Annotated in this window: 8 protein-coding genes; 3 read left to right on the plus strand and 5 right to left on the minus strand. The window is 70.3% G+C overall.

What is annotated here, in order from left to right:
* The first annotated feature begins 4 nt into the window (after positions 1-4).
* The 3 genes from GWI24_RS32125 (at position 5) to GWI24_RS32135 (ending at position 5,502) form a co-directional block, all read left to right on the plus strand.
* Complete coding sequence (locus GWI24_RS32125; protein WP_210949582.1) at positions 5-1,810, plus strand: CBM35 domain-containing protein; 1,806 nt, start codon at positions 5-7, stop codon at positions 1,808-1,810.
* A 69-nt stretch (positions 1,811-1,879) separates the two neighbouring features.
* Positions 1,880-4,303 (plus strand): glycoside hydrolase N-terminal domain-containing protein, encoded by a 2,424-nt coding sequence (locus GWI24_RS32130; protein WP_247617157.1) that lies wholly within the window; start codon positions 1,880-1,882, stop codon positions 4,301-4,303.
* Positions 4,300-5,502 (plus strand): SGNH/GDSL hydrolase family protein, encoded by a 1,203-nt coding sequence (locus GWI24_RS32135; protein ID WP_210949576.1) that lies wholly within the window; start codon positions 4,300-4,302, stop codon positions 5,500-5,502. Before GWI24_RS32130 ends, GWI24_RS32135 begins: the two co-directional genes overlap by 4 nt.
* 118 nt (positions 5,503-5,620) lie before the next feature.
* Here GWI24_RS32135 and GWI24_RS32140 read toward each other — a convergent pair whose 3' ends face one another.
* The 5 genes from GWI24_RS32140 to GWI24_RS32160 form a co-directional block, all read right to left on the minus strand.
* Positions 5,621-6,778 (minus strand): FAD-binding oxidoreductase, encoded by a 1,158-nt coding sequence (locus GWI24_RS32140; protein WP_210949577.1) that lies wholly within the window; start codon positions 6,776-6,778, stop codon positions 5,621-5,623.
* Between the two features lie 23 nt (positions 6,779-6,801).
* On the minus strand, positions 6,802-7,680 hold the full coding sequence (locus GWI24_RS46655; protein ID WP_210949578.1) for an ABC transporter permease: 879 nt from the start codon (positions 7,678-7,680) through the stop codon (positions 6,802-6,804).
* Entirely contained in the window at positions 7,677-8,600 is a 924-nt protein-coding gene (locus GWI24_RS32150; protein WP_210949579.1) for an ABC transporter permease, read from the minus strand. Before GWI24_RS32150 ends, GWI24_RS46655 begins: the two co-directional genes overlap by 4 nt.
* The gene (locus GWI24_RS32155; RefSeq protein WP_210949580.1) at positions 8,561-9,754 is read right to left on the minus strand and encodes an ABC transporter ATP-binding protein; all 1,194 of its coding nucleotides are present in this window, start codon (positions 9,752-9,754) and stop codon (positions 8,561-8,563) included. The genes GWI24_RS32150 and GWI24_RS32155 overlap by 40 nt, the downstream gene beginning before the upstream one ends.
* On the minus strand, positions 9,751-10,754 hold a 1,004-nt coding region (locus tag GWI24_RS32160; protein WP_210949581.1), incomplete at its 5' end, for an ABC transporter substrate-binding protein. The genes GWI24_RS32160 and GWI24_RS32155, both read right to left, overlap by 4 nt.

The raw sequence follows: 10,754 nt of genomic DNA on the forward strand, positions 1-10,754 counted from the left end.
CGTCATGCCCGTACGCGGTCTGAGATCCCTTGTCGTCCTGGCCCTCGCCGCGGGCCTCGCCACGGCCGCCCCGGCCGCGCAGGCACGGCCCGACGGCGGCAATGCCACCACGGCCGCCCCGGCATCCTCGGCCACCGCTGCCGCCAAGCCCTATATGGGCTGGTCCAGTTGGAGCATGCAGTCGTCGAAGTACCCGGGCCTCAATCCGAACGGCGACTACAGCTACCTCACCGAGGCGAACGTCCTCAAGCAGACCGACGCCCTCGCCACCAAGCTCAAGAAGTACGGCTACGAGTACATCAACATCGACGCCGGCTGGTGGCGCGACTACGCGTGGACACCCGAGTTCGATGAGTACGGCCGCCAGAAGGCCGACCCCGTGCGCTTCCCCAGTGGCATGAAGTCGGTCGCCGACCACATCCACTCCAAGGGCCTCAAGGCCGGCATCTATCTGCCCGTCGGCCTGGAGAAGGAGGCGTACGGCGGGGGCAAGGTGCCGATCTGGAACGCCGAGGGCTGCACCACCGCCGACATCGTCTACGACGACCTGCGCACCACCAACGGCTGGGACAGCGCATACAAGATCGACTTCTCCGATCCCTGCGCACAGAAGTACATCGACTCCCAGGCGCGGATGTTCGCCGACTGGGGCTATGACTTCCTCAAGCTCGACGGTGTGGGCCCCGGCTCCTTCAAGAGCGGCGACAACTACAACAACGTCGCCGACGTGGCCGCCTGGCAGAAGGCGATCTCCGCCACCGGCCGCCCGATCCACCTGGAGCTGTCCTGGTCGCTGGACATCGGACACGCCGACGACTGGAAGAAGCACTCCAACGGCTGGCGCGTCGACACCGACGTCGAGTGCTACTGCAACACGCTCGTCAGCTGGGAGAACTCCGTCGACGACCGCTGGGACGACACCCCGGCCTGGACCCGGCACGCCGGCCCCGGCGGCTGGAACGACCTCGACTCCCTCGATGTCGGCAACGGCGAGATGGACGGCCTGACCAAGGCCGAGCGACAGAGCTACGCCACGTTGTGGGCGATCGCCAAGTCCCCGCTCTACACCGGCGACGATGTGACCAAGCTGGACTCCTACGGGCTGTCGCTGCTGACCAACCGCGAGGTCATCGCCGTCAACCAGGGCGACGCGCCGCCCGCGCGGCCGGTCACACCGTCCGACCCCCAGCAGGTGTGGGCCGCGGAGAACCACGACGGCAGCTACACGGTCGCCCTGTTCAACCTCGCCGACAGGCCGGCCTCGGTGACCGCCGACTGGTCGACGCTCGGCTTCACCGGCAAGGCCGCGGTCCGGGATCTGTGGAACCACGAGAACCTCGGCACTCACAAGAGCGGGATCACCCAGGCCCTGCCCGCCCACGGCTCCCGCCTCTTCACGGTCACCCCGCGCGGCGACGCGCTCACGTGGACCGGGATCGAGGCCGAGTCCTCCGCGAACACCCTCGGCGGCAACGCCTCCGTCGCCGACTGCCCGGCCTGCTCCGACGGCCACAAGGTCGGCAACCTCTACACCGGGTCCAAGCTGACCATCAACAACGTCGTCGTGGGCAAGGCCGGTACCTACCAGATCAAGGTGGCCTACGTCAGCGGTGACGCCCGCTCCGCCGATGTCTCGGCCAACGGCGGCGGCGCCACCCGCCACAAGTTCCCCTCGACAGGCGACTGGTCCACCGTCAATAGTGTCTACGTTCCGGTGACGCTCAAGGCCGGCTCCAACACCATCACGTTCGACAGCGGTTCCGGCTACGCACCGGACATCGACCGGATCGACGTACCGAAGTCCTCCTGAACACCAAGGGGCCCGGCCCCTCGGCCGGGCCCCTTGCCGATCTGCCGATTTCAGACGCCTGGAGCCGCCATGAACCCCCGCCCGACCGACACCGCCAGAGACCCCAACAGAGAACTCGACAGAGACTCCGGCAGAGACCCCAGCAGACGAACCGCGCTGTCCCTCGCGGCGACGGCCGGACTCACCCTGACCCTCGGCGCCCTGCCCGCCTTCACCGCCTCCGCCGCGCCCCGGCGCCCGGCCGACACCCCGCCGCTCACCGGCACCTCACACGACGAGCTGTGGTGGCGGGCCCCCGGCGACGAGGACTCGCTGATCCAGCAGGGCCTGCCGGTCGGCAACGGCCGCCTCGGCGCCCTCGCGAGCAACGACCCCGGCCGCGAACTGCTGCTGATCACCGACGCCACGATGTGGACCGGCGGCATCAACGACACCCTTGACGCCGACGGCCAATTCCCCTACGGACGCGGCGACTTCGGCTCCTTCACTCTGCTGGCCCGGCTCACCGTGGACATCCCCGACCACGAGCTGTCCGGCGTCAACGGCTACCGCCGCTCCCTCGACCTCGCGCAGGGACTGGTCACCAGCTCCTACGTCCGCTCCGGTGTCACCTACCGGCGCGAGATCTTCGCCAGCCACCCCGACGACGCGATCGTCCTGCACTTCACACAGAGCGGTGGCGGCCGCTACACCGGCAGCGTCACCCTGGAGGGCACCCACGGCGAAAAGCCCGCGAGTGCGGAGTCGTTCGGCGCGTCCTTCCCCAACGGCCTGCGATACGGCGCGGCGGTCACGGCGTACGGCAGCGGCGGCCGGGTCCGTGTCAACGGCACTCGCGTCGACTTCTCCGGCTGCAAGGACCTCACGGTGGTGGTCAGCGGCGGCACCAACTACGCGCCCGACGCCGACCGTGGCTACCGCGACCCCACCCTCGACCCCGAGAAGCTGGCCCGTACGAAGGTGCTCGCCGCCGCCCGCTACTCGGCGGACACTCTGCGGCGTACCCATATCGCCGACTACCGCCGCCTGTACGAGCGGTTCACCCTCTCGCTCGGCACCTCCACGGACGCCCAGCGCTCCCTGGACACCTGGAAGCGCCTCACCGCACGTGCCCGGGACGGTGTGCCCGACCCCGAACTCGAGGCGGCCTACCTCCAGTTCAGCCGATACCTCATGATCTCCGGCTCGCGCGACAGCCTTCCCCTGAACCTCCAGGGCCTGTGGCTGGACGGCAACGACCCGGACTGGATGGCCGACTACCACACCGACGTCAACCTCCAGATGAACTACTGGATGGCCGACCGCGCGGGGCTGTCCTCGTGCTTCGACGCCTTCGCCGACTACTGCCTCGCCCAGCTCCCGTCCTGGGCCAAGCTCACCCACGACCTCTTCAACGACCCGCGCAACCGCTACCGCAACTCCACCGGAAAGGTCGCCGGCTGGACCGTCGCCTTCTCCACCAACATCCACGGCGGAAGCGGGTGGTGGTGGCATCCCGCGAGCAACGCCTGGCTGAGCAACAGCCTGTACGAGCACTACGAGTACACCCAGTCGCGGGCGTACCTGGCGAAGATCTACCCGCTGCTCAAGGGCGCCTGTGAGTTCTGGGAGGCGCGGCTGCTCACCACCACCCTCCCCGGCACCTCCAGGGAGGTGCTGATCGACGACAAGGACTGGTCGCCCGAACACGGCCCGCAGGACGCCAAGGGCATCACCTACGCCCAGGAGCTGGTGTGGGCGCTGTTCGGCAACTTCGCCGCCGCGGCCGCCGAGCTGAAGCAGGACACCGCCTACGCGGACACGATCGCCTCGCTGCGGAAGAAGCTGTACCTGCCGGAGGTGAGCCCGAAGACCGGCTGGCTCCAGGAGTGGATGTCCCCCGACAACCTCGGGGAGACCACCCACCGCCATCTGTCCCCGCTGATCGGCCTGTTCCCCGGCGACCGCATCCGCCCCGACGGCTCCACTCCCCAGGAGATCGTGGACGGGGCCACCGCCCTGCTCACCGCGCGCGGCATGAACAGCTTCGGCTGGGCCAACGCCTGGCGGGCCGCGTGCTGGGCGCGACTGAAGGACGCCGACACGGCGTACCAGCTCGTGGCCAACAACCTCCGCCCCTCCAGCGACGGCAGCAACGGCACCGCGTTCAACCTCTTCGACATCTACGAGGTGGAGAAGGGCCGTGGCATCTTCCAGATCGACGCCAACTTCGGCACCCCGGCCGCCATGAGCGAGATGCTGCTGTACTCCCGCCCCGGCCACCTGGAACTGCTCCCCGCCCTGCCCGACGCCTGGGCCGCGTCCGGCTCGGTCACGGGACTGGCCGCGCGGGGCGGATTCGTCGTCGATCTGCGCTGGGACCAGGGGGTGCCGACGTCGGTCCGGATCCACAGCGTCGGCGGCCGGACCACGACGGTGGCCCATGGCGCCACCTCCCGCACGGTCCGCCTGGAGCCCGGCGGGTCCGTCACGCTGAAGGGGTTCGCCCGATGACGGCTCGCCGCGCCGCCGTCGGTGGCCTGGGTGTCGTACTGCTCGCGGCCGCCGCGCTGCACGCCACACCCGCCGCGGCGGCGGGCGGCCGACACGACGTCGTCACCTGGGCGGCGAGCGCGGATCGCGTAGGAGACGGGACGCCCGACCGCGGCTATCGAATGGTCGTGCACACCAGCGTCGGCGGAAGCGATCTGCGCATCCGCCTCTCCAACGCCTTCGGCGACCGGCCGCTGATTCTCGACAGCGTGTACGTCGGCGTCCAGAAGTCGGGCGCCGAGCTGAAGCGGGGCAGCAACCGGCGGTTGACCTTCGGCGGCGGGCACACCGTCACCATCCCGGCGGGCGAGGTGGTGCTCAGCGACCCCCTGCCCGGCAGTCTGCCCGCCGCCACCAACCTGGTCGTCAGCCTCCACACCCCCGACGCGGCCGGTCCGGCGACGGGCCACGGGATGGCGATGCAGACCTCGTACACGACGCAGGGCGATCACACGGGGGAGGAGAGCGCCGCGCACTGGACGGACACCACCGGCGCCTGGTTCTACCTCGACGCCGCCACCGTCCGGACAACCGCCACGACCGGTGCCGTGGCCGCGCTCGGCGACTCCATCACCGACGGCTGGCAGTCCACCACCGACCTCAACCGCCGCTGGCCCGACTACCTCGCGCGCCGGTTGCGGCAGGCTGCCACCGACGTCAAGGGAGTGGCGAACGAGGGGATCTCCGGCAACAAGGTCCTCGCCGACGGCGCCGGGCAGAGCGCCCTGAACCGTCTCGACCGGGATGTCCTGTCCCTCCCGGGCGTGCGGACCGTGTTCCTCTTCGAGGGTGTCAATGACATCAAGGCGCACACCGGCGTCACCGCCGCGGACATGATCGCCGGTTACCGCCGGATCATCGAGCGGGCGCACGCGGCCGGCATGTGCGTGGTCGGCGCCACCGTGGGGCCCTTCAAGGGCTGGAGCGAATGGGACGCTGCCGCCGAGCGGGTGCGCCAGGAGGTCAACGCCTTCGTCCGCGGCAGCGGCGAGTTCGACGCGGTGACCGACTTCGACCGGGCCCTGCGCAGCCCCTACGACCCCGAGCGCATCCTGCCGTTCTTCGACAACGGCGACCATCTGCACCCCAATGACAAGGGGATGCAGGCGCTGGCCGATGCCATCGACCTCACGGCACTCGACTGCGCCGACGGCCCCTGAGACCCGTTCGACCCGCCGGGCCCGGTGTGCCGGGCCCGGCGGTCAGATGGCGCGGCGACCGCGCCCGGGTGGCCGCTGCTGCCGGCGCCACAAGACCGCCCCGCGCCGGGCGCCTGTCTCACTGCTCGCCCGGGCGGCGGGCCGGAGGCGGCGGGGGCAGGACCGCGCCCGAGGTGAAGCGGCTGGGCCGGAAGTCCTTCAGCAGGGGGGATACGTTGCCGTAGAGCTCGTCCGCGACCAGGCGGCCGAGCAGTGGGGCCAGGGTGATGCCGCTGTGGGTCGCCACCACATAGAAGGGAACGCCGGTGGCGGGGTAGCCCGCCACCGTGAAGCCGTCGCCCGGCATGGCGCGCTGACCGACCCGGACCTTCTCCACGACGGTGCCCTCGGTGGCGTTCAGCACCTCGGGCAGACGGGCCAGCATTTCGGAGGCGATCTCGCCATCAGGCGGGTACGGCTTGGCGGGGTCGGCGGACGCGTCCAGGTCCAGGGCCTGGAGCAGCAGCCGACCGCCGCCGTCCGGGCGTACGTTGAGCCGTGGGCCGGTCAGGACGCGGGACAGACGCGCGGGCGCCGGTGCGGTGGTGGCGAGGAAGCCGACCGTCGCCGAGCCCGCGAGATCCGGGTCCGCCATGGGGACGTGCGCACCGGCCAGTGCGGCCACTTCCCGCGTCCACCGGCCCGCGCAGCTCACCACCGTGTCCGCCGGGTGCCGGCCGCCGTCGGCGCAGATCACCGTGGCTCCGGTCGGGCCGTGTTCGATCGCGGTCACCCTGGCGCCGCCGACCACCGTCGCGCCACGGTCCCTGGCCGCGCCCAGCAGCCGGGACAGCAGCAGCACGGGCAGGGTGTACGCCTCCTCGGGGAAGAAGGCGAACACGGCGTGGGACGGGGCCGGCGCGAGGTCCGGCTCCAGCTCCCGGGCCTGTTCCGCGGTGATCCACTCAGCCGGGTAGTCCCTGGCCTTCAGCCGTGCCACCCGCCCGGCCAGCACCTCCTTGTGGCGGTCCGTCACCGCCCACTCCAGGTTTCCGGCGGGGAAGAACCACGGCGCGCCGTCCCCGGCCAACTCGTAGTGTGCGCGGATACCGGCGTGGTTGAGCGTGAAGTACGGCTCCGGCTCCTTGTTCGCGCTGTTGATCCAGGCGAACGAGTTCGCGGTGGTGCCCGCTCCGGGGTGATCGGCCTCCAGCACGGTGACCCGGGCGCCACGCGCGGCCAGCTCCGCCGCCACCGCCGCGCCCACCACTCCGGCTCCGATGACCACAACTCGCACGGGAATCCTCCTTGGCACGAAGGTCAGTTCTCGGGATCGGCCCCGAACAGATGCGCGACGCCGACGACGCGCTCGATGATGACGACGGCCACCGCGGCGAAGAGCACCATCACGGTGCCGACGGCGGTCACGGTCGGGTCGTAGTTGTACTGGAGGTAGTTGAAGATCCGCACCGGCAGGGTCTGCATGTCCGTGGTCACCACGAACAGCGCGATCGTCAGGTCGTCGAAGGACGTGATCAGGGCGAAGAACGCCCCTGCGATCAGCGGTCCGCGCACGGCGGGCAGCGTCACATGCCAGAACACCTGCGGAGCCTTCGCGCCCAGCCCGGCGGCGGCCAGTTCCGCCGACCGGTCGAGCCCGGCGAGCCCGGCCAGCACCAGGCGCACGGTGTACGGGACGGTCAGCACCAGATGCGCCAGCAGCAGGGTGAGCGGGCTGGATGCCATGCCGAGCTGGGCGTACCACTGGAGCAGCCCGATGCCGAGCACGATCGTCGGCACGGCGAACGCACTCGAGAACAGCCTGTCCAGCACCGATTTCCCCGGGAACGGATAGCGGTGGATGGCCAGCCCCGCCGCGAGCCCGAGCGCCGTGGACACCACGGCCGCTCCCGCCGCCACGCCGATGCTGAGCAGGAACGAGTCCAGGAACTCGGGGCGGTTCAGCAGCTCCGCGTACCAGTGCAGGGTGAGTCCCTTGGGCGGGAAGGTGATATAGCTGGTCGTGGTGAGCGAGGAGGCGATGGTCACCAGCACGGGGGCCAGCAGGAACAGGCCGACGAGCGCGGCGAACACGGCTCCGAGCAGGCGCCTCGCGCGCCCGCCCACGCCCGTGGCGATCGGCTTGCCCGCGGCCTTGCTCGTCGCCGTCGACCCTTCGGCTTCCGTTGCCGTGGTCACGCGAACACCTCCTTGCCGCCACGCCCGCGCAGCAGCCGGGCGTACACGGCCGTCAGAATCGTTGTCACCACGATCAGGACGAAGCCGATCGCCGCCGCGTACGGCCAGTTCAGGTTGGACGTCGCCTCGGTGTAGACGAAGTACGGCATCAGCTTCACCGTGGGCCCGCCCAGAATCGCCGGGGTGACGAAGCTGGAGACGGTCAGACTGAACACGATCAGCGAACCGGCGAGCATTCCCGGCAAGGACAGCGGGACGGTGATCCGCCAGAAGCACGTCCAGCCGCTCGCCCCCAGGCCCTTGGCCGCGGGCGTGAGGGCCGGGTCGATCCGGTCCAGGCTGCCCATCAGCGGCAGCACCATGTACGCGAGCATCACATGCACCATGCCGACCACGACCGCGGTGTCGTTGTACAGCATCTTCGGCGCGTCCAGACCCAGGGCGTGGAACCCGTCCGCGATCGGCCCCTTCGGCCCGAGCAGCACCAGCCATCCGTACGCCCTGGTCACCATGGAGATGAGCAGCGGTGACAGCAGCACGAGGGAGAGGTAGTTGCGTGCCCTGGGGGAGCGTCCGCGCAGATAGACGGCGAACGGGTAGCCCACGACGAGGCAGCCGAGGGTGGTCAGCGCGCCGATCCACAAGGTGTGCCACAGCACGTCCCGGTAGAACGAATCCCCCAGGAACCGCGTGTAGTTGTGCAGTGTGGGATCGCCCGCCTGGGTGCGGAAGCTGTTGTACACCAGCATGAACAGCGGTGCGATGAAGAGCAGGGCGAGCACGGCGATGGCGGGGGAGGCCAGCAGCAGACCGGTACGCCACGGGCCGCGCCTCTTGACCGGCCGGGAATCCCCCGGCGCCGGCGCCGAGCCGTCGGGCCTCAGGGCCGGGCCGTCAGCGACGCGTGCTGTGGCTGCCATGCGCAGATCACCTCCTCGCCCAGCCCGGGCACCTCGGAACCGAACGGCAGCGTGGCCTCGACACGTCCCGCGGCCGTGGCCACGACGCAACGGACCCGGGTGCCGAGGAAACGGGTGGCCTCGACGGTGCCGGGAAGCCCCGGCTCCGCCGCCGTACGGGTGGATGTGCTCGCCGAGCGGACCTTCCCGGGCATGGCTTCGGGTATGGCCAGCACCCGTACGGCCTCCGGCCGCACATAGAGCCGTACCGCCTCGCCGTCGCCCGGCGCGGTGCCCATCGGTGTCGCCGTGACGAGATGGGCGTCACCGATCCGGCAGCGGTGCCCATCGGCGGCCGCCCCCGCCGCGATCCCGTCGAGCACATTGACCTCGCCGACGAACTGCGCCACGAAGTCCGTGGCCGGACGCAGATACACGGTCTCGGGGACGTCCAGCTGATGGATCGCCCCCTCGGCCATCACCGCGATCCGGTCCGACACCGCGAGCGCCTCGTCCTGATCGTGGGTTACCAGGACCGTGGTGGTGCCCACCCGGCGCTGGAGGGCGGCGACCTCCTCGCGCAGACGCACCCTGAGCTGGGCGTCGAGATTGGAGAACGGCTCGTCGAGCAGCAGCAGATCGGGCTCCACGATCAGCGCCCTGGCCAGGGCCGTGCGCTGGCGCTGCCCGCCGGAGAGCTGGCGCGGATAGCGCTCGCCCATGCCGTCGAGCCCCACCAGCTCCAGGGCCTCGGCCGCCCTGCGCCTGCGCCGGGCCGCCCCGACCTTGCGCATCCGCAGGCCGAACGCGATGTTCTCCGCCACCGTCATATGGGGGAAGAGGGCGTACGACTGGAACACCATGCCCATGGCCCGCCGGTTCGCCGGGAGCCGGGTGATGTCGCGGCCGTCCACCTCCACCACGCCGGAGTCGGGCAGCAGATGGCCCGCCACCATGTTCAGTGTGGTGCTCTTGCCGCACCCCGACGGACCGAGCAGGGTGAGGAACTCCCCGGGCTCCATCGTCAGGTCGATGCCACGGACGACCTCCTTGCCGCCGAGGGTCTTGTGGATCCCCTTGAGGACCAGCCGCCCGCGGGTGCTTCCCGCCCGGGTGGCGGTGTCCGCTCCGGTCGGCGCGCTCTCCTTGCCCACGGTGTCCGTCCCCGCGGTCACTTGCTCTCCACCTGCTTGTTCCACTTGTCGGTCCAGGCGGAGCGGTTCTTGTTGATGGTCTTCCAGTCGAGCTTCAGCAGGGAGTCCACCTTGTCGGTGCTGACGACCTTGTTCTTCAGGGCGGGGTCCTCCTTGACACCCTGGACCACCGAGCCGTCGTAGGTCGCCTTGGCGAGCGCCCGCTGGACGGACGGCTCCAGCAGATGCGCCACGAACTTCTGGGCCAGCTCCTCATGCGGGGCCTTCTTGACCACGTTCGCCGTGGTCACCAGGCCGATCGCACCGTCCTTGGGGTAGACGAACTCGATCGGGAAGTCCTTCTCCGCCAGCGTCGAGGTGCGCGACACCCCCCACACCGAGGCGGCGGCCTGGCCCTGGAGGAAGTAGTTGGACACATCGGCGGTGGTGTCGAACGTCGCCGCGTTCTTGGCGATCTTCTTGACCGCCGTGAGACCGGGGTCGACATCCTTCTCCGAGCCGCCGTTCGCCTTGGACGCGCCGACCAGCAGTCCCACCCCATAGGTGTTGGTGATCGAGGGGAGGACCACCTTGTCCTTCAGCTTGGGGTTGGCCAGATCCTCCCAGGTGGTGGGCTTGGGGATGCCATGATCCTCGAACCACTCGGGGTTGTAGGCGATGCCCGTGGCCGTCAGCCCGAACCCCACCCCCGAGTCGTTCTCCATCCGGGCGATCTTCACCACGTCGTCCACCGGCACCACCTTGGTGTCGATCGACGCGAGCAGCCCCGCCTCCAGCGCCTGCGCCTGGGGGCCGTCGTCCACCAGCGCCACGTCGATCTGCGGATTGGCGCGCTGCGCCTTGAGCTTGGCGACGGTGTCGGTGGAGGAGCCGGGGATGTAGGTGACCTTGCAGCCGCAGCTCTTCTCGAACGCGGGCAGGACCGAGTCGCGGAACGCCGTCTCGAATGAGCCGCCGTAGCCGGCCACTACCAGGGCGCCTCCCTTGCCGCCACCGGCAGAGGGGCTGGGGGCGCCGCAGC

This window comes from Streptomyces sp. MK37H, assembly GCF_018035285.1.
Lineage (GTDB): Bacteria > Actinomycetota > Actinomycetes > Streptomycetales > Streptomycetaceae > Streptomyces > Streptomyces endocoffeicus.

Bases quoted from the DNA above. Each gene is read 5' to 3' on its own strand.
- GWI24_RS32125 (WP_210949582.1), top strand. From the start codon at position 5: ATGCCCGTACGCGGTCTGAGATCCCTTGTCGTCCTGGCCCTCGCCGCG.
- GWI24_RS32135 (WP_210949576.1), top strand. From the start codon at position 4,300: ATGACGGCTCGCCGCGCCGCCGTCGGTGGCCTGGGTGTCGTACTGCTC.
- GWI24_RS32150 (WP_210949579.1), bottom strand. From the start codon at position 8,600: ATGGCAGCCACAGCACGCGTCGCTGACGGCCCGGCCCTGAGGCCCGAC.
- GWI24_RS32130 (WP_247617157.1), top strand. From the start codon at position 1,880: ATGAACCCCCGCCCGACCGACACCGCCAGAGACCCCAACAGAGAACTC.